The organism is Microbispora sitophila (assembly GCF_014892245.1).
GTDB classification, from domain to species: Bacteria; Actinomycetota; Actinomycetes; order Streptosporangiales; family Streptosporangiaceae; genus Microbispora; species Microbispora siamensis.
In genome coordinates this window covers 43,224-61,364 of sequence record NZ_JADBGC010000024.1, presented here as the reverse complement: position 1 = coordinate 61,364, position 18,141 = coordinate 43,224, and the positions used below count along the sequence as shown (strand labels likewise).

Below are 18,141 nucleotides of genomic sequence, written 5' to 3'. Positions count from 1 at the left end.
TTCGCTGCTGTACAGAGATCGCAAAGGCCCCCCGCGATGATCGCGAGGGGCCTTTGACGTGCGAGCCGCCTTGGGGAATCGAACCCCAGACCTTCTGTTTACAAGACAGATGCTCTGCCGATTGAGCTAAGGCGGCCTGCTGCAGACGAGTTTAGTGGGCCGGGGGCCGTACCGTCACGGTGGAATCACCGGCGACGGTGGCGGGCGACCTCGTAGAGGGCGATCCCGGCGGCCACACCGGCGTTCAGCGACTCGGCGGCGGCGTTCATGGGGATGCGGGCGATCTGGTCGCACGCCTCCCTGACCAGGCGGGACAGTCCCTTGCCCTCCGAGCCGACGACCACGACGAGCGGTTCTGTCGCGAGTTCGACGTCGGCGATGTCCACTGTGGCGGTGCCGTCGAGGCCGACCACGAACAGGCCCTCCTCCCGGTACGCCTGGAGGGTCTGGGTGAGGTTCGACGCGCGGGCGACGGGGAGGGTCGCGAGAGTGCCGGCCGAGGTCTTCCAGGCGCCGGCGGTGACGCCCGCCGAACGGCGGGACGGAACGAGCAGCCCATGCGCGCCGAAGGCGGTCGCCGAGCGTGCGATGGCGCCGAGGTTGCGCGGGTCGGTCACGCCGTCCAGGGCGACGATCAACGGTACTTCGGCGGCGTCCCTGGCCCGCTCCACGAGCTGCTCGGGATGCGCGTAGTCGTACGCCGGGACCTGCAGGCCGAGGCCCTGGTGGACGGTGCTCTCGGTCAGCCGGTCGAGCTTGTCCCGGCTGACCTCCAGCAGGGCGATGCCGCGGTCAGCTGCGATCTTGATGGCCTCGCGGACGCGGTCGTCGTTGTCGACCCGCTGTGCCACGTACAGCGCGTTCGCGGGGACTCCCGCGCGCAGCGCTTCGATCACGGGGTTCCGGCCGCCGATGACCTCCGGGGCGTCCTCCCGGCGCGTACGGCTCGGCGCGCGTGAGGAGGAACCCCCGCCGCCCCGGGCCTCGCGCTCGATCCGCTCGGCCCGGGCCTTGTCCTTGTACCAGTGCCGCATGTGCGCGGGCGGCGTCGCTCCCTTGCCCTCCAGGGAGCGCCTGACCTTGCCACCCGAGCCCTTCGCCGGCCCCTGCTTCTTCGACGGCTTCCCAGAAGCCCTTCCCGCCATGGTCTCTAGCGTAGGGCCACGCCTACTGTGCCAGCTCCCATCGCGGACCCTGCGGGGTGTCCTCCACCACGATCCCGGCCGCCGCGAGCTGGTCGCGGATCGCGTCGGCGGCCGCGTAGTCCTTGCGGGCACGCGCGGCCTGCCGCTGCTCCAGCGCCACGGTCACGAGCGCGTCCACGACCTCCCGGAGCCCCGAGTCGCCGGTCGTACGCCACTGCTCCGACCTGGGGTCGAGGCCGAGCACGTCGAGCATGTTCTGCGTCTCGGCGAGCAGCCGGGCGACCTGTTCCTTGTTGCCCTGGGCCAGCGCGACGTTGCCCTCGCGGACCACCTCGTGGATCACGGCGAGCGCCTGCGAGACGTTCAGGTCGTCGTCCATGGCGTCCACGAACGCCTGGGGCAGCGGCGCGGCGGCATCCACGTCGTGGATCACCTCGGCCGCCCGCGTGACGAACCCCTCGATTCGGCGGTATCCGGCCGCCGCCTCCTGGAGCGCCTCGTCCGAGTAGTCGATCACGGAGCGGTAGTGGGCCGCGACCAGGTAGTAGCGCAGCTCGACCGCGCGCACCTTGCGCAGCATGTCCGGGATCAGCAGCGAGTTGCCGAGCGACTTGGCCATCTTCTCGCCGCCGAGCGTCAGCAGCCCGTTGTGCAGCCAGTAGCGCGCGAAGCCGTCGCCCGCCGCCTGCGACTGGGCGATCTCGTTCTCGTGGTGCGGGAAGATCAGGTCGACCCCCCCGCCGTGGATGTCGAAGGTGCCGCCGAGATACTTGGTCGCCATGGCCGAGCACTCCAGGTGCCAGCCGGGACGGCCCCGGCCCCACGGCGTCGGCCAGGTCGGCTCGCCGGGCTTGGCGCCCTTCCACAGCGCGAAGTCGCGCGGGTCGCGCTTGAGCGAGTCGGTGTCGGTGTCGGCGGCCGCCCGCATGTTCTCCAGCTTCTGGTTGGAGAGCTTGCCGTAGCGGTCGGCGTAGGACACCACGTCGAAGTACACGTCACCGCCCGCGGCGTACGCGTGACCCTTGTCGATCAGCCGCCGCATCAGCTCGATCATCTCCGGCACGTGGCCCATCGCGCGGGGCTCGACGGTCGGCGGCAGGCAGCCGAGCTGGTCGTACGCCCAGGTGAAGGCGCGCTGGTTGCGCTCGGAGACGACGAACCAGGGCACGCCCTCCTGATCGGCGACCCTGATGATCTTGTCGTCGAGATCGGTGACGTTGCGGCAGAAGGTCACGTCGTAGCCCTGCCGCGTCAGCCACCGGCGCAGAACGTCGAAGTTCACGCCCGACCTGATGTGCCCGATGTGCGGCGGAGCCTGAACGGTCGCACCACACAGATATATCGAGACCCGGCCGGGCTCGACCGGTACGAATTCACGGACCGTACGCGTGCTGGTGTCGTAGAGGTGCAGGCTCACGAAGGAAAGGCTAACGCCTGACGGCGCAGCACAGGGCTACTTGGGCGCCCGTGAACGGCTTGGTGTGGTCGATCATGGAAACTTCCGACACATAAGTCCCGATATGACCCCAAACAAAACGGGTAACGATCTGTACGGCAGTCCGCGGGACCTTCGCATGACTCCCCCAGGGCCCGGCCGGACACGCAGCGTCGCCGGGCCGGGACCGCGCCGGAGGTTCCCGGCGGAGTCCCCGGTTCCGACACGAAACGGGTGATCACGCGGGTGCGATCGATCGTCACTCCGATTCTGTAGGCTCGAAACGCCATGGACGTGACTCCCCCCGGCGCGGCAGGCACGGCCTCCCGCCCGTCCCGAAACACCCCCTCCGGAATCCCGCTGGTGCTGCGCCGCCTGGCCATCGGCCTCGCGGGCGCCGCCCTCGCGGTGCTCGCGGGGGTCGCCTGCGCGCTGTCCTTCGACGACCTGCGGGCTCTGGCCGTCTCCGGGCGTGCCGAGCCTCGGCTCGCCTACCTGTATCCCGCGGCGTTCGACGTTCTGCTGGTCGTCGCCCTGGTCGGCGTGCCGTTGCTGCGGGGCGCGCGGTTCCTGGTCCGGTTACAGGCGGGCTTCGTCCTGCTCCTGCTCCTGGCGGCGGCCGCCGCCGCGAACGCCGCGACCGCCGTCGGCGTCTCCTTCGACCCCGACGCCTCCGCTCTCGTCGTCGCGCTGTTGCCCTGGGTGATGCTCGCCATCGGGCTGTGGCTGCTGCTGCTCCTGCTGAAGCACGTGCGCACCAATCGGGCCGACCTGGACGGCGACGACGACTCCGACGACGACCTGGTGCCCTTCGACGGCGTGCGCGAACCCCGGGCCGCCGTCACCGCCCCCTATCCGATGGCCGTGCGGGAACGCCCCGCGCCCGTGCACGCCGTCAGCGAGGAGCACGGCGCGCCGCCTCTGCAGCCGGTTCCCGAGGCCGTGGCGCCTCCCGGCTACGTCCCTCCGCTGCCGGTCAGCCCGGTCTCCGAGACCGTGGCGCCACCCGAGTACGCCCCGCCGCTGCCCGTCACCCCTCCGCAGGCCGAGGACGAGGCCGGACCGCGCGCCTTCACCCCCGACACCGACGAGGACGGCGTACGGCTGCCTCTCGAAGCGATCCCCGAAACCGTCCCCGAGGCCGAGTCGGAGACGACGCCGGGCCAGGAGCCGGACGAGCCCGAGGTCCTGCCTGTCGTACCTCCGACGGCGGCGCCCCGCACCCCGCCCGTCACCCCAGAGGCACACACCACAGAGCCGCACACCACAGAACCGCCCGTCACGGAGCCGCCCGTCGAGACGGCCGCGGACGAGCACGCCCGCGACGCGGAGCACGTCGCCGCCGAGACGCCCGCACAGCCCGCCGTAGCCCCAGAGGGGCCTCCTCCCGCTGAAACGGCTGACCGCCCGGCGCAGCCCCGCCGGAACCGTCCCGTGCGCTGGGGCGATCTCGTACGGCCGCACACCGGCGACGTCCTCGTACACCCCCGTCCCAAGCCGGAAGAGCCCGCCGGCGCCGAGCCGGAGCGGCCCGAGGACGAGGCGGGCGTCGACACCCAGCCGCTCCGCCAGATCAGAGACGTGCCGGATCCCGCCCACGCGCAGGACTGTGCCGACCCGGCCGAGCAGGACGGAAGGCACGAGCCGAACGCCCCGGAAAGCGGCCATCAGGACGCGCCGGAAGCCGGCAACGCCGAGGATGGCACGGAGAGCGCCGGGGAGAGCACTGTGCCGATGGAGAGCACTGTGCCGATGGCGCCTCCGTCAGGCCGGATGCGCAGCACGCCCCGCCCGCCCGCCTGACAGCGCCCTTGCGAGCCACCCGTGAGGCCGCCGGCCGTACAGCGCGCAAGGCCCGCCCGGCTGGGGAGCCGGACGGGCCTGCGCGCTAGGGGGTGAGGGCGGGGGCCGCCCCACCGAGCGAGTGCCTTACACCCGCGACCCTCGCTTGATGCCGGCGACGATGCCGACACCCACGACGGCCAGTACGACCTGCATGACCAGTTCGATCCAGTCGATGCCATCCGTCGTGGCCACGCCCATGACCTGGGCGATCGCGGTACCGATGAGCGCCGCGACGATGCCGACGACGATCGTCAGCAGCCAGCCGATCGGCTGCCGGCCCGGCAGGAACAGGCGGCCCAGAGCGCCGATGACCGCACCGATGACGATGGCGCCGAGAATGGACTCGATTGTCATATCGACCTCCCGATGAGGGTGACCCTTTCATCCTCGGACTGTCGGATACCCCACGGAACGGAAATATGCGTCCCATGAAAGAAAAAAGAGGGCGGCGGCTCGATTCCGCGCCTTGGTTCGAGCCGCCGCCCACGTGTTAGTGAGACGCTCCGGGTCTCATTCAGGTTGGCATGTCCGATTGGAACGGACCATTCACGCCGCCGGGAGGATCAGGGCGGTCGCGATGGCCGCCACGCCCTCGCCGCGACCGGTGAGCCCGAGGCCGTCGGTCGTGGTCGCGCTGACGCTCACCGGCGCCCCTGCGGCGGCCCCGAGGGCCTTCTCCGCCTCCGCGCGGCGAGGCGCGACCTTCGGCCGGTTCCCGATGATCTGTACGGCCAGATTGCCGATCTCGAATCCGGCCGCCCGCACCTGACGGGCCGCCTCCTCCAGGAGGGTCACGCCCGCGGCGCCCGCCCAGCGGGGATCGGAGGTGCCGAAGAGCGCGCCCACGTCTCCGAGCCCGGCCGCCGACAGCAGCGCGTCACAGCAGGCGTGCGCCGCCGCGTCGCCGTCGGAGTGACCGGCCAGCCCGGTCTCCCCCGGCCAGAACAGTCCGGCGAGGTGAAGCTCCCTGCCAGATGCGAAAGGGTGGACGTCGACACCGACGCCCACCCTTGGCGATGTGATGTTCAGGAGTTCAGCACCTCGTCGAGCAGGGCCTCCGCCTTGTCCTCGTTGGTCTTCTCGGCCAGCGCGAGTTCGCTGACGAGGATCTGGCGTGCCTTGGCGAGCATGCGCTTCTCACCGGCGGACAGGCCGCGCTCCTTGTCGCGCCGCCACAGGTCGCGCACCACCTCGGCCACCTTGTTGACGTCCCCCGACGCCAGCTTCTCAAGGTTGGCCTTGTAGCGGCGGGACCAGTTGGTGGGCTCCTCCGTGTGCGGCATACGCAGCACGTCGAACACCCGCTCGAGTCCCTCCTGGCCGACGACGTCGCGCACACCGACGAGCTCGGCATTTTCCGCTGGTACCTGTACGGTCAGGTCGCCCTTGTCGACCTTCAGCACCAGGTAGGTCTTTTCCTCACCCTTGATGGTTCGGGTCGTGATGGCCTCGATCCGAGCAGCCCCATGGTGGGGGTAGACGACAGTGTCGCCGACCTGGAAAGTCATGTGACGAGTACCCCTTCCGCTGTACTCCAGGGTACCACGCGGTTACCGCCTCCCGGAACAGTGAAAGGAACATAACTGCAGGTCAAAGCCTCGTTTTGGGGCTTGACAAGCCACTCACTCTGTGAATGGGCATATGGGACATAGCAGGTGACCTGCACTGCTGCGGCGCGTGGACCGGGAGCCGACGCCGGACCGGTGACCGGCGCGGATAAGGTGATTGCTGCCCATACACGTGCGTACCAAGGAGACCTCGAACCGTGACCAGCAGCAGCCGTCGCAGGGCGATCGCCATTGCCGCGCTCCTCGCCGCCGCCATCCCTGCACTGGCCGCGTGTGGCGCCGGTTTCGACGCCAACACCAATGTGCCGTACGCCCCGAACGAGGCGGGTGTCCTCTACGACGGCGACGGCGCCGGCAAGGCCTACGGCAAGAACGGCGTCATGATCCCGCAGGCGTTCATCCTCGGGCCGGACTCCGGCCAGCAGCTCGCCGCCGGCGGGTCGGCGCCGCTCTACCTGACTCTCCTGAACAGCACGGGGACCGCCGACCAGCTCACCAGCATCGTCCCCGAGGAGCAGAAGGCCACCTCGGTCAAGGTGCAGAGCCCCATCGACCTTCAGCCGGGCACGCTTGCCAAGACCCCCGGCGTCACGGTCGAGGGCCTGAAGACGGCGCTGCGCGGCGGCGAGAGCATCAAGCTCACGCTCCAGTTCAAGAACGCCGGCGACGTCGCGCTCACCGTGCCGGTCGTCGCCCGCAGCCGCGAGTTCGCGACGCTGCCGCCCGCGCCGACGGCCGCGCCCGCGGCCTCGCCGCTCGCCACCGGGAGCCCGGCGCCGTCGGACGTCGCGACCCCGGAGACCACCGGCGCCGCGTCCGAGTCGCCCGCCGCGGACGCCCAGTAGCGGGCCGCGTAGACGCCCAGGAGCCCCTGTCCGGCCGGACAGGGGCTCCTTTCATGCGTACGTCCGCGCGAGCCGTACGAGGCCGTACGGACTCAGTCGTCAGCGGGGTCGAACTTGTAACCGAGGCCGCGCACGGTGAGGATGCAGCGGGGGTTGGACGGGTCGGCCTCGACCTTGGCCCGCAGCCGCTTCACGTGCACGTCGAGCGTCTTGGTGTCACCCACGTAGTCGGCGCCCCAGACCCGGTCGATGAGCTGGCCGCGGGTCAGCACGCGCCCGGCGTTGCGCAGCAGCACCTCGAGCAGCTCGAACTCCTTCAGCGGGAGCTGCACCTGCTCGCCGCGCACGGCCACGATGTGCCGGTCGACGTCCATGCGGACCGGTCCCCCGGTCAGGACGGCCGACTCCACCTCCTCGATGTCGCCCTGCCTGCGCAGCACCGCGCGGATGCGCGCCACCAGCTCGCGGGACGAGAACGGCTTGGTCACGTAGTCGTCGGCGCCCAGCTCAAGGCCGACGACCTTGTCGATCTCGCTGTCCTTGGCGGTCAGCATGATCACCGGCACCTTGGACCGCTGCCTGAGCGAGCGGCACACCTCGGTTCCGGGCAGGCCCGGGAGCATCAGGTCGAGCAGGACGAGGTCGGCGCCGTTGCGGTCGAACGCGTCCAATGCCTCGGGGCCGGTGGCCGCCACCGCGACCTCGTACCCCTCTTTCCTGAGCATGTACGACAAGGCGTCCGAGAACGACTCCTCGTCCTCGACGACGAGTACCCGAGTCACTTAGCGGCCTCCTGGGGGATGGTCGTGCTTGGTACGGGGACCGCCTGACCGCCGAACGCGGGAAGGCGAAGAGTGAAGGTCGAACCGGAGCCCTCTTTGCTCCACACCGCGACCTCGCCGCCGTGGGCGACGGCCACGTGTTTGACTATCGCGAGGCCGAGCCCGGTGCCGCCGGTGGCCCGGGACCTGGCCGCGTCGACGCGGAAGAACCGCTCGAAGATGCGCTCCTGGGCGCTTTCGGGGATGCCGATGCCCTGGTCGCTCACGCTCACCTCGACGGCGTTCCCGGCCGGCCTGGCGCTGATCACGACACGGGTGTGCTCGGGGCTGTAGGCGACGGCGTTGTCGATGAGGTTGCGCAGCGCGGTGACGAGAAGCTCCTCGTCGCCCCAGACCTTCAGGCCCTCCGTGCCGCCCGCGACGAGCGTGATGTCCTTCGCCGAGGCCTTCGTGTTGCACCGGTCGATGGCCTCGTGGACGGTCTCGTCCACGGGCACCTGCGCGGGCGCCGGAATGGGCTCGCCGCCCTGGATCCGCGACAGCGTGATCAGGTCCTGCACCAGATAGGTCAGACGGGCGGCCTCGTGCTGCATCCGACCGGCGAACCGCTTCACGGCCTCGGGGTCGTCGGCCGCGTCCTGGATGGTCTCGGCGAGCAGGCTCAGCGCGCCGACCGGCGTCTTGAGCTCGTGGCTGACGTTCGCGACGAAGTCCCTGCGCACCGCCTCGACCCGCTGCCGCTCGGTCTGGTCCTCGGCGAGCACGAGCACCTGTCCGTGGGAGCCGAGCGGAGCGACCCGCACCGCGAACGACGTGGACTCCTGCCCGAACTTGCGACCGGCGGTCTCTATCTCGCTCTCGCGGATCTCCCCGTCCCTGCGGACCTTCCGTGCCAGCGCGAGCAGTTCGGCTGCCATGAGGGACTCTCCGCGTACGAGGCCGAAGGCGCGCGCGGCCGAACTGGCGCGCAGCACCCGGTCCTCGCGGTCGAGGACGACCGCCGAGGAGGGCAGCACGGCGAGCACCGACGCCACCCCCGGAGGCAGGCCGTCGTCCACCGGTTCCGGTGCTCGGGGCTTGTCCGTCTGCCGTCGGATCGCGAGCATGACGAAGGAGCCGAGGACGAATCCGCCCATCGCCGCCAGGCTCGCCAGCAACTCGTTCACATTCAGCAGCCTAGGCGGCATTTCTGGTTCTTCCACCTGTCCGACCTGGCACGACGCCCCTGTTTCCGGAAAAGTTCATCCGGCGGTCGGGATTCGTTCATCGACCCGCGCGTAGCGTGGCGGCCATGCGCGACGCCTATCACGAAGAGCTTGCGGCCCTGACCGACCGCCTGGTGGAGATGACCCGCCTGGTGCGGTCGGCCATGTCGAGGGGGACGACCGCCCTGCTCGACGCCGACCTGCAGCTTGCGGAGAGCGTCATCTCCCAGGACGCCGAGGTCGACCGGCTGCACCAGGAGCTGGAGGCCTCGATCTTCGAGCTGATGGCCACGCAGCAGCCGGTGGCGGTCGACCTGCGTACCGTCATCACCGCCCTGCGAATGGCCGCCGACCTGGAGCGTATGGGCGACCTGGCCGAGCACATCGCCAAGCTCGCCCGGATGCGCCACCCCGAGTCCGCCATCCCGGCGGAGCTGCGTGACACGTTCGTGGAGATGGGCGCCATCGCCGAGAACCTGATCACCAAGGCGGGCAGTTGCATCGCCTCCCGGGACATCGATCTCGCGAAGGAGCTGGAGGACGACGACGACGCGATGGACCGTCGTCACCGCCGGCTGTTCCGCGTCCTGCTCTCGAAGGACTGGGAGCACGGCATCGAGGCCGCCATCGACATCACACTGGCCGGCCGCTACTACGAGCGGTACGCCGACCACGCCGTACGCGTCGCCCGCGACGTCGTGTACCTCGTCACGGGTACGCGCGACGCGGACGCCCTCGCCGGCTGACGCGGCGGCAAACGGGGGCGCGGAAGCCCCGGTCCTCGGGGGGCCGGGGCTTTCGCGCGCCCCTCGCACGTTGCCGGGTTTGTCGCACGTGCCGAATAGTCTTCGCTCTCGTGCCGAGACGATCATGGGTGCTCTGGGCGGCGGCCGCGCTGACCGCGGTGGCTCCCACCCTTTACTTCTGGGTCGTGTCGATCCTGGCCGGCGACTACGGCAGCCGGAGCTACATATCGACGTACTGGGGCTCCTGCCTCGGCTGGGACATCTATGATCAGGTCCACTCCCGGACATACCTGATCAGCGACTTTCCCCTCTTCTCGTACGGCGGAGCCCCGTTGATCGTCCTGGGGTTCGCGGGCTGGGGCCTGAGCCTCCGGAGCGGGCGAGCCGGACCGGGCAGGATCATCGGCCGTTGCGTCGCCGTCGTTCTGCTCGTCCTCAACCTTCCCGACTTCCTGCTCCCCACCCTCGACGCGGCGCTCGGCCCCGCCTGTCTGGACGCGTGGGGGCCGCCCGAGCTGTTTTCCTGGCAGATCGGACGGGGACTCTACGACTGCCTTCCGCCGTTCCTCGTCCTGCTCGCCGTACGCGCTCCCCGGCGTGTGTTCGTACGCCGGGGCCCGATAGTCCGTACGACGGCAGCCGTCCTGGCGGCGACCGCGGTCGTCCTGCTCCCGGCGGCGTCGGCCCCACCCGGGAAGGTGAGCGCGCAGTGGGAACTGGGCTGCTCCGGATTCGGCGACGGCACCGTCAAAGGGCTGAGCGAGGCGGACAAACGCTTCCTCTGCGCGGTCCGGTACGACCACCGGTACGGCTCGGGCCTGGAGGAATGGAACGAGGTTTCCGACCAGGCCGTCCTGGATCAGGGGCGCCACCTGTGCGCGCTGGCGACCCGGCACGGGGGCGACATCGGCGCGCGGGTCGTCCAAGAGGCCCCGCAGGCGTCCCTGGCGATCGCGCTGCCGAGCCTGTGCCCGGCCGTGGCCCGCTCGCGGCAGGCGGAGGAAGAGCGGCGCCAGGCGGAGTCGGACGCGTACGTCGCCCAGAAGGAGCGGGCCTGTGCGGCGCATCCCCGGCACCGGCCGCAGATCAGGCCCGTACGGCAGCGCCGGGCCACCTTGTGGACCGAGTTCTCGACCATCGAGGGCCGGGAGGAAGGCTACGAGGGCGATCCTCCGGACCTGGTGGAAGACCTGGTGGGCAGCGGCCGGGGCACGCTGGCGATCTGGGCGGCCGACGAGATCGGCCACGCCTGTGTGACCGTCGAGTCCTACCCCCGGCGCCCGCCGCTGGAGACCAGCGGCTGGGAGGAGGTGGTCGAGGTCGCGTACGAGAGCCCGTCCGGGTCCCTGGAGCTGCACGGCGGTGAAGGACCGACACTGCAGGGGCTCACCACACGTGGCCCGGGCTCGTACCGCGTCAGGGTCCACCTGCGCGGCCGCAACCTCGTGACCCAGGTGCCCGATCCCCCGGACGGCGCCGTCGAACTCCTGGTCATGGTGTTCCCCGGCACGGCGAACAAGCCCGCCGTCTACAAATGACCGAAGGCCGCGCCCCTGGTAAGAGGCGCGGCCTGCGGGACAGGTGCGAGGGTTACTTCTTGCCCTGGTTGGCGACGGCCTCGATGGCGGCCTTGGCGGCCTCGGGGTCGAGGTACTCGCCCTTGCCGACCGGACGGAAGTCGGCGTCCAGCTCGTAGCGCAGCGGAATGCCGGTGGGGATGTTCAGGCCCGCGATGTCGGCGTCGCTGATGCCCTCCAGGTGCTTGACCAGCGCGCGCAGGGAGTTGCCGTGCGCCACCACGAGCACGTCGCGACCGGCCGCCAGGTCGGGGACGATCTCGTCGTACCAGTACGGCAGCATGCGCACGACGACGTCCTTGAGGCACTCCGTGCGCGGCACCAGCTCCGAGGGGAGCAGGGAGTAGCGGCCGTCGCCGAGCTGGGAGTACTCGTCGTCGTCGGCGATCGGCGGCGGCGGCACGTCGTAGGACCGGCGCCACAGCATGAACTGCTCGTCGCCGAACTCGGCGCGGGTCTGGGCCTTGTCCTTGCCCTGGAGCGCGCCGTAGTGGCGCTCGTTCAGCCGCCACGAGCGCTTGACCGGCAGCCACAGCAGATCGGCCGCCTCAAGCGCGATGTTGGCGGTCTTGATGGCCCGGGTGAGCACCGAGGTGTGCACCACGTCGGGCCGGATGCCGGCCTCCAGGAGCAGCTGACCGCCGCGCCGCGCCTCCTCCTCGCCGGTCGGCGAGAGTGTGACGTCCACCCAGCCGGTGAACAGGCCTTTGACATTCCATTCGCTCTCGCCGTGCCGCAGCAGCACCAAAGTCGCCATGCTGCCAATCCTATCGGCGTGCGGCAGACGTCCCGTTGGTCAGGACTCGACCACCCGGGCGAAGGCCCGGAGGTTGGCCAGCGACTCGCCGCGCTTGACCCGCCACTCCCACTCGCGCCTGATGGACGTCGCGAAGCCCAGCTCGAGTGCGCGGTCGAACGACTCGTCGGAGTAGGTGAGGACGCAGCCGAGGACCCGGTCGATCTCCTCCTCGGTCACCGCGTCCAGCGGCAGCCGGCCGACCAGGTGCACGTCGCCCGTGGCGTCGACGGCGAAGTGGACGCCGTACATCGAGCCGTTCTTGTGGAGCAGCCAGCGGTAGAACTCGGCATGGTTCTCGTCGGGCTGCCGGCAGAAGAACGCCTCGATGTTGAGCGCCTGGTCGCCGATGACGAGCCAGGTCAGCGTGGCGAGCTTGTGCTGGCCCGGCAGCTTGACCAGGAACGCGCCCGGCTTCGGCCGCTCATAGGACAGCTCGGCGGACTCCAGCGCCGACGCGATGACCGCTTCCAGATCCGGTCTCATACGCCCCACCCTAAGTCGTGTTTCGAAAGCCATGCCCTGCTGCGCGTGGCCCAGGCGGCGCCTCGCCCCACGCTCACAACGGGCAGCCCTTTTCAACACTCCTACGAGTTGACCGCGATGGGGGTCCGGTGGAGCTGGGCCATGGCGCCGGCGTACACGTCGGCCAGCCGGGCGGCGGTCGCCGACCAGCCGAAGCCCGTGGCGTGCTGCACGGCGCCCGCGGCCAGTTCGGCGAGCCGGTCCGGGCGCCGGGCCAGCAGGGCGAGCTCGCGCGCCCAGTCGTGCGGGTCGTGTCCCGCCACCAGCACGCCGGACACGCCGTCCTTGACGGCCGTGCGCAGGCCGCCGACCGCCGCCGCGACAACCGGCGTGCCGCACGCCTGCGACTCCAGCGCGACCAGCCCGAACGACTCGTTGTACGAGGGCACCACGGTCACGTCGGCGGCCCGATACCAGTCGGCCAGCTCCGGCTGCGGCGCGGGCGGCGCGAGCCGTACGACGTCGGCGATGCCCAGCTCGGCGGCGAGGTCGCTGAGCAGGGAGGGATGGGCGAGGCCGTTGCCGCTGGGCCCGCCCACGCAGGCCACGACGAGCCGCGACCGCAGCGAGGGGTCCTCCACGAGCATCCGGGCGGCGGCCCTGAGCAGCACGTCGGGGGCCTTGAGCGGCTGGATGCGACCCACGAACAGCAGCACGTGGGCGTCCTGCGGCAGGCCGAGACGGTGGCGCGCGGCGCCCTTGGACGCGGGCTGGAAGACCGCGAGGTTCACGCCCGGGTTGACGACCGCCACCCGCTCGCGCGGCGCGCCGTACAGGCTGATCAGCTCCTCGGCCTCGGCGGCGGTGTTGGCGACCAGGCGGTCGGCGACCTCCACGACCTGCTCCTCGCCGAGCACGCGCATCGCCGGCTCGGGCTTGTCGCCCTCGGCGAGCAGCGCGTTCTTCACCTTGGCCATGGTGTGCATGGTGTGCACGAGCGGCACGCCCCAGCGTTCCTTGGCCAGCCAGCCCACCTGGCCCGACAGCCAGTAGTGCGAGTGGATGACGTCGTACCTGCCGGGGTCGTACATCGCCTCGGTGCGCAGCACACCGGACAGGAAGCCGCACAGCTGCCCGGGGAGGTCGGCGCGGTCGAGCTCCTCGTACGGCCCCGCGGTGACGTGACGCACGAGGACGCCGGGGCTCAGCTCGGCGACCGGAGGCAGGTCGCGGGCGGTGCGCCTGGTGAAGATCTCCACCTCGATGCCCAGCGCCGCGAGACGCTTGGCGACCTCGAGGATGTAGACGTTCATGCCGCCCGCGTCCCCGGTGCCCGGCTGGTCCAGCGGGGACGTGTGCACGCTGATGGTCGCGACGCGGTTGACCCGACGCCGTAACACCGACACCCGAACCACCTCCGAAGGCTTTATAACCACCAAAATCATCACTGGATTCCCCGACATCGGTGAGATCGGGGGGCCCTGAGAGGATGTCGCCTGCCGACCTGGGCGATGTGGAAGGACGATGGCGGTGACGATGACCAATCCCGCAGTGACCGATCCCGCAGTGACCGATCCCGCGAGGACCAGGACCGCGGTGGTTACCGGCGCGAGCAGCGGCATCGGCGAGGCGACGGCTCGCCGGCTCGCCGCCGAGGGATACCGGGTCGTGGCGGCGGCACGACGGCGCGACCGGCTCGACAAGCTGGCGGCCGAGGTGCCCGGCGTGCACCCGGCGACGCTGGACGTGACCGACCAGGCGTCGGTGGACGCGCTGGCGGCCTCGCTGGACCGCTGCGACGTCCTGGTGAACAACGCGGGCGGTGCGTTCGGGCTCGAGCCGGTGGCCGAGGGCCGGGTGGACGACTGGCAGCGGATGTACGACGTGAACGTGCTCGGGTCCCTGCGAATGACCAGGGCCCTGCTGCCGAAGCTCATCGCGTCGGGGGACGGCGTGCTGGTGATGCTCACCTCGACGGCCGGTCTTGTGTCGTACGAGGGGGGCGGCGGCTACTGCGCGGCCAAGCACGCCCAGACCTCGATGACCGAGACCCTCCGCCTGGAGCTGTGCGGCGACCCGGTGCGGGTCGTCGAGATCGCGCCGGGCATGGTGATGACCGAGGAGTTCGCCGTGACCCGCTTCCGCGGCGACGCCGAGCGGGCCGCCAAGGTGTACGAGGGCGTCCCCGACCCGCTGAGCGCGGACGACGTGGCCGACGTGATCGCCTTCGCCGTGACCCGCCCGTCGCACGTGAACATCGACAGGCTGGTCGTCCGGCCCCGCGCGCAGGCCGCCCAGCACAAGGTGCACCGGGTCGCGCCGGGCAAATGAGCGCCGGGTGAATAAGCGCGGTGACATGAGCGCGGTGACATGAGCGCGGTGACATGAGCGCGATGACATGAGCGCGATGACATGAGCGCGATGACATGAGCGCGATGACATGAGCGCGGGGACATGAGGCCGGTGCGCCCGGGCCGGCCCGTCGGGACGGTCACGCGCGGCACCACCGGGCACAACCGGCTGCGCCGCTGCGACCGCTGGATCGCCGCCGTGTACGGCCCGCTGCTGCGCTCGGCCCGCGCGGGGGCCGCGCCATTGGTGGTGGACCTCGGCTACGGCGCGTCCCACACCACGACGACCGAACTGTTCACACGGCTGCGCCGGGTCTGCCCCACGGTCGAGGTGGTGGGCGTGGAAATCGCCCCCGAGCGGGTCGCGGCGGCCAAGCCGTACGAGCGGGAGGGGCTGTCGTTCGTCAGGGGCGGCTTCGAGCTGCCGGTCCCCCGCCCGCCGATAATCGTGCGCGCCTTCAACGTGCTGCGGCAGTACGGCGAGGCGGAGGCGTGGGAGCACTGGGACCGGCTGCGGGCCGGCCTGCACCCCACGGGCGTGCTGGTCGAGGGCACCTGCTCGGAGATCGGCCACCGGGCGACCTGGGTGGCGCTCGGCGCGGAGGGACCGCGCACGCTCACCTTCGCGGCCCGGTTCACCGGCTTCGAGCGCCCCTCCGACCTGGCAGAACGCCTGCCCAAGACGCTGATCCACCGCAACGTCCCGGGCGAGCGGATCCACGCGTTCCTGACGGACTGGGACCGCGCCTGGGCGACCTGCGCCTCCTTCGGCGCGTACGGCACGCGGCAGCGCTGGATCAGGGCGGCCGAGCTGCTGGCGCGCGACTGGCCGGTGGAGGCGACCCCGCCGACCGGCGGCACCGGCCGCTGGCGGCTCGGCGAGCTCACCCTGCCCTGGAGCAGCGTCTCTCCCGGCGGTTGATAACGTCCGGGCCATGCGTTTCGTCCTCGACCCGGAGATGACCCCCGAGCTCTTCGAGGAGCTCCTGAGCTGCTGGGCGGAGGTGACCAACGCGGGCGGCGCGGTGGGCTTCGTGCCTCCCGTGACGCCGGACGACATCAGGCCGACGGCGCAGAGGGCGTTCGCCCGCACCCGCCCGGCCGCCGGTCCCGGCGCCCCCGACAGCCTCCTCGTCGGGTTCGGCGACGACGGCGCGGCGGGCGCCTGGCTCATCCTGGGCGACAACGGCTCGGGCCTGCGGGCGCACTGGCGATGGCTGCTGCGGGTCATGGTGCACCCCAAGCACCAGGGCAGGGGGTACGGCAGGGCGCTGCTGCTCGCCGCCGACGACGCCGCCAGGTCGCTCGGACTGGAGGCGTTGCAACTCACCTGCCGCGGCGGCACCGGGGTCGACCGCTTCTACGCGAGCGTGGGCTACCGAGAGGTCGGCCGGGTGCCCCGCTCGATCCGGGTGACCCCCGGTGACGACCGCGACGAGATCTACATGCTCAAATGGCTGTGAAAGTTTTGGGCGAATGCTTATCCGATGTCCCGTAGGGCCGACTCGAACACCGCATAGGCTGCGGTGTTGAACAGCACGAAGCGCACCTCTTCCACCACGACGGGGGCCGCCTGCCGCACCGCGGTGATCGCGATGCGGGCGGCGTCCTCGACCGGCCACCGGTAGATCCCCGTGGAGATCGCGGGGAACGCCACCGTGCCGGCGCCCAGCGCGTCGGCGACGACGAGCGACTCCCGATAGCAGGAGGCGAGCAGATGGGATCGGTCCTCGCTCCGCGAGTACACGGGCCCGACCGTGTGGATCACCCATCGCGCGGGCAGGCGCCCCGCGGTGGTCGCGACCGCCTGCCCGGTCGGCAGTCCCCTCCCGTAGCGGGAGGCGCGCAGCGCCCGGCACTCCTCGAGGATCTCGGGGCCGCCGCGCCGGTGGATGGCGCCGTCCACCCCTCCGCCGCCCATGAGCGAGGAGTTGGCCGCGTTGACGATCGCGTCCACCCGCTGCTCGGTGATGTCTCCCTCGACCAGAACGATTTTCATGCTTCCCACCTCTCTACAGGACGTAGTACTACCCCGGGTAGGCTGAAAGACGTGAAGGGACTGGGAGAGCTTGAACGCAGCATCATGGACATCCTCTGGGCGGAGAATGTCCCGCTCACGGCCCGCGAGGTAGGACGCCTCATCGAGGACCGCGACCTCGCGCCGACGACCGTGATGACCGTGCTCGACCGGCTCGCCCGCAAGGGCTTCCTCACCCGCACCCGTGACGGCCGCGCCTGGCGCTACCAGCCCGCCGCGAGTCGTGACGCGTACGTCGCCGAGCTGATGCTCGAGGCCCTGGACCTGACCGGCGACCGTGACGCGGCGCTGACCCGCTTCGCCCGCGCGGTCTCCGGATCGGAGGCCGAGATCCTGCTGAAAGCCCTCACGGAGCTGGAGGAAGAGTGATCGCGGCGGCGGTCTTAGCGGCGCTCGCGACGATCTGCGCGGTGGCCGCGTGGCGGCTGACGTTCGCGCGCTGGACCTGGCGCGCCCCGCGCACGGCGATCCTGCTGTGGCAGTCGCTCGGGCTGACCTGGGGGCTCGCCTCCACCGGCGCCCTGCTCGCCTTCGCGCTCGACCCCTACCGCAAGGGCGTCGTGCACGGGCTCGCGGAGTTCCTGCTGAGCGTTGAGTTCGGCGTGCGCCAGCCGTACGACTACCTCCGACTGGCCGCGCTGGTCGCGGGCCTGTCGCTGCTCGCGGTGCTGGTGGCCCTGCCCCTCGCGGCCGGGGCGCAGACACTGCGTGCCCGCCGCCGGCACCGGCTCCTGCTCGCGCTGGTCGCCAGGGACGAGCCGGCCGTGCCCGGCGTCCGGGTGGTCGACTTCCCCGGGGCCGCCGCCTACTGCCTGCCGGGGCTCAAGTCGCAGGTCGTCATCAGCGACGGGACGCTGCACCTGCTGTCGTCCGCGGAACTGGAGGCCGTGCTGGCGCACGAGGCCGCCCACGTGCGCGAGCGTCACGACCTGGTGCTGCTGCCATTCGCCGCGCTGCGCCGCGCGCTGCCGTGGTCGAAGCTGGTCCGCGACGCGCAGGCATCGGTCGAGTTGCTGGTCGAGATGGCCGCCGACGACCGCGCCCGGCAGCGGTGCTGCCCCCGCAGGCTGGCCACCGCCCTGCTGCGCTTCGGCACCTCGGCCGCGCTGCCCACGCCGCAAGGAGCGCTCGGCGTGTCCGCGCCGTCCAGCGTGATGGCCCGGGTCGACCGGCTCGTACGGCCAGAGGTCGCGCTTCCGGCCGCCCACCGCTTCCTGATCCTGGCCGGATCGGTGGTGCTCGCCACCAGCGCCCCGCTGCTTTGGCTGCTACCTGGCTGAACCGTTTCCTTGCCGAACCATGGTGCTAGCTGTAATTATCCGCCGAGTTTGCAATTGCAAGCA

20 protein-coding genes and 1 tRNA gene are annotated in these 18,141 nt (G+C 71.0%); 9 read left to right on the top strand and 12 right to left on the bottom strand.

Annotated features, from left to right (window positions below):
* Positions 1-63 precede the first annotated feature (63 nt).
* The 3 genes from IL992_RS34750 to cysS form a co-directional block, all read right to left on the bottom strand.
* Positions 64-136: transfer RNA gene (locus IL992_RS34750), tRNA-Thr, on the bottom strand.
* A 49-nt stretch (positions 137-185) separates the two neighbouring features.
* Positions 186-1,145, bottom strand: coding sequence for a 23S rRNA (guanosine(2251)-2'-O)-methyltransferase RlmB (gene rlmB, locus IL992_RS34745; RefSeq protein WP_193207555.1), 960 nt, complete (start codon positions 1,143-1,145; stop codon positions 186-188).
* A 22-nt stretch (positions 1,146-1,167) separates the two neighbouring features.
* Positions 1,168-2,562: a cysteine--tRNA ligase gene (gene cysS, locus IL992_RS34740; RefSeq protein WP_193207554.1), complete on the bottom strand. Its 1,395-nt coding sequence runs from the start codon at positions 2,560-2,562 to the stop codon at positions 1,168-1,170.
* 306 nt (positions 2,563-2,868) lie between these two features.
* Here cysS and IL992_RS34735 point away from each other — a divergent pair, with 306 nt between their 5' ends.
* A complete protein-coding gene (locus IL992_RS34735; protein WP_193207553.1) occupies positions 2,869-4,383 on the top strand; it encodes a DUF2637 domain-containing protein in 1,515 nt (504 codons plus the stop codon).
* A gap of 126 nt (positions 4,384-4,509) precedes the next feature.
* On the opposite strand, the gene IL992_RS34730 is transcribed toward IL992_RS34735, so the two are convergent.
* From IL992_RS34730 to IL992_RS34720, 3 genes are all read right to left on the bottom strand, one after another.
* Positions 4,510-4,779 carry a GlsB/YeaQ/YmgE family stress response membrane protein gene (locus tag IL992_RS34730; RefSeq protein WP_193207552.1) on the bottom strand — a complete coding sequence of 90 codons (270 nt, stop codon included), beginning with the start codon at positions 4,777-4,779 and terminating at the stop codon, positions 4,510-4,512.
* Between the two features lie 192 nt (positions 4,780-4,971).
* On the bottom strand, positions 4,972-5,433 hold the full coding sequence (gene ispF / locus IL992_RS34725; protein ID WP_079316180.1) for a 2-C-methyl-D-erythritol 2,4-cyclodiphosphate synthase: 462 nt from the start codon (positions 5,431-5,433) through the stop codon (positions 4,972-4,974).
* Positions 5,434-5,450: 17 nt separating this feature from the next.
* The gene (locus tag IL992_RS34720) at positions 5,451-5,933 is read right to left on the bottom strand and encodes a CarD family transcriptional regulator (protein WP_030510364.1); all 483 of its coding nucleotides are present in this window, start codon (positions 5,931-5,933) and stop codon (positions 5,451-5,453) included.
* A 257-nt stretch (positions 5,934-6,190) separates the two neighbouring features.
* Between IL992_RS34720 and IL992_RS34715 the strand changes: the two genes are divergently transcribed.
* On the top strand, positions 6,191-6,838 hold the full coding sequence (locus IL992_RS34715; RefSeq protein ID WP_193207551.1) for a copper chaperone PCu(A)C: 648 nt from the start codon (positions 6,191-6,193) through the stop codon (positions 6,836-6,838).
* 92 nt (positions 6,839-6,930) lie between these two features.
* Here IL992_RS34715 and IL992_RS34710 read toward each other — a convergent pair whose 3' ends face one another.
* Together IL992_RS34710 and IL992_RS34705 are read right to left on the bottom strand one after the other, a co-directional pair.
* Positions 6,931-7,620, bottom strand: coding sequence for a response regulator (locus tag IL992_RS34710; protein ID WP_193207550.1), 690 nt, complete (start codon positions 7,618-7,620; stop codon positions 6,931-6,933).
* Positions 7,617-8,807 (bottom strand): sensor histidine kinase, encoded by a 1,191-nt coding sequence (locus IL992_RS34705; protein WP_193207549.1) that lies wholly within the window; start codon positions 8,805-8,807, stop codon positions 7,617-7,619. The genes IL992_RS34710 and IL992_RS34705 overlap by 4 nt, the downstream gene beginning before the upstream one ends.
* A 104-nt stretch (positions 8,808-8,911) precedes the next feature.
* Between IL992_RS34705 and phoU the strand changes: the two genes are divergently transcribed.
* Positions 8,912-9,571 (top strand): phosphate signaling complex protein PhoU, encoded by a 660-nt coding sequence (gene phoU / locus IL992_RS34700; protein ID WP_193207548.1) that lies wholly within the window; start codon positions 8,912-8,914, stop codon positions 9,569-9,571.
* Positions 9,572-9,681: 110 nt separating this feature from the next.
* Positions 9,682-11,109, top strand: coding sequence for a hypothetical protein (locus IL992_RS34695; RefSeq protein WP_193207547.1), 1,428 nt, complete (start codon positions 9,682-9,684; stop codon positions 11,107-11,109).
* A gap of 52 nt (positions 11,110-11,161) precedes the next feature.
* Here IL992_RS34695 and IL992_RS34690 read toward each other — a convergent pair whose 3' ends face one another.
* From IL992_RS34690 to mshA, 3 genes are all read right to left on the bottom strand, one after another.
* The gene (locus IL992_RS34690) at positions 11,162-11,905 is read right to left on the bottom strand and encodes a phosphoglyceromutase (protein ID WP_193207546.1); all 744 of its coding nucleotides are present in this window, start codon (positions 11,903-11,905) and stop codon (positions 11,162-11,164) included.
* Positions 11,906-11,944: 39 nt separating this feature from the next.
* A complete protein-coding gene (locus tag IL992_RS34685; RefSeq protein WP_193207545.1) occupies positions 11,945-12,430 on the bottom strand; it encodes a type III secretion system chaperone family protein in 486 nt (161 codons plus the stop codon).
* A gap of 101 nt (positions 12,431-12,531) precedes the next feature.
* Entirely contained in the window at positions 12,532-13,815 is a 1,284-nt protein-coding gene (gene mshA / locus IL992_RS34680; RefSeq protein WP_319019018.1) for a D-inositol-3-phosphate glycosyltransferase, read from the bottom strand.
* A 130-nt stretch (positions 13,816-13,945) separates the two neighbouring features.
* On the opposite strand from mshA, the gene IL992_RS34675 reads away from it, so the two are divergent.
* The 3 genes from IL992_RS34675 (at position 13,946) to IL992_RS34665 (ending at position 16,223) form a co-directional block, all read left to right on the top strand.
* A complete protein-coding gene (locus tag IL992_RS34675; protein ID WP_193207646.1) occupies positions 13,946-14,740 on the top strand; it encodes an SDR family NAD(P)-dependent oxidoreductase in 795 nt (264 codons plus the stop codon).
* Between the two features lie 123 nt (positions 14,741-14,863).
* The gene (locus tag IL992_RS34670; protein WP_193207543.1) at positions 14,864-15,682 is read left to right on the top strand and encodes a class I SAM-dependent methyltransferase; all 819 of its coding nucleotides are present in this window, start codon (positions 14,864-14,866) and stop codon (positions 15,680-15,682) included.
* 13 nt (positions 15,683-15,695) lie between these two features.
* Positions 15,696-16,223 carry a GNAT family N-acetyltransferase gene (locus tag IL992_RS34665; RefSeq protein ID WP_193207542.1) on the top strand — a complete coding sequence of 176 codons (528 nt, stop codon included), beginning with the start codon at positions 15,696-15,698 and terminating at the stop codon, positions 16,221-16,223.
* A 17-nt stretch (positions 16,224-16,240) separates the two neighbouring features.
* On the opposite strand, the gene IL992_RS34660 is transcribed toward IL992_RS34665, so the two are convergent.
* Positions 16,241-16,759 (bottom strand): O-acetyl-ADP-ribose deacetylase, encoded by a 519-nt coding sequence (locus tag IL992_RS34660; RefSeq protein WP_079316188.1) that lies wholly within the window; start codon positions 16,757-16,759, stop codon positions 16,241-16,243.
* 51 nt (positions 16,760-16,810) lie between these two features.
* Between IL992_RS34660 and IL992_RS34655 the strand changes: the two genes are divergently transcribed.
* Both IL992_RS34655 and IL992_RS34650 read left to right on the top strand, forming a co-directional pair.
* Positions 16,811-17,167 (top strand): BlaI/MecI/CopY family transcriptional regulator, encoded by a 357-nt coding sequence (locus IL992_RS34655; protein WP_193207541.1) that lies wholly within the window; start codon positions 16,811-16,813, stop codon positions 17,165-17,167.
* On the top strand, positions 17,164-18,078 hold the full coding sequence (locus tag IL992_RS34650) for a M56 family metallopeptidase (protein ID WP_193207540.1): 915 nt from the start codon (positions 17,164-17,166) through the stop codon (positions 18,076-18,078). The genes IL992_RS34655 and IL992_RS34650 overlap by 4 nt, the downstream gene beginning before the upstream one ends.
* Positions 18,079-18,141: the final 63 nt, after the last annotated feature.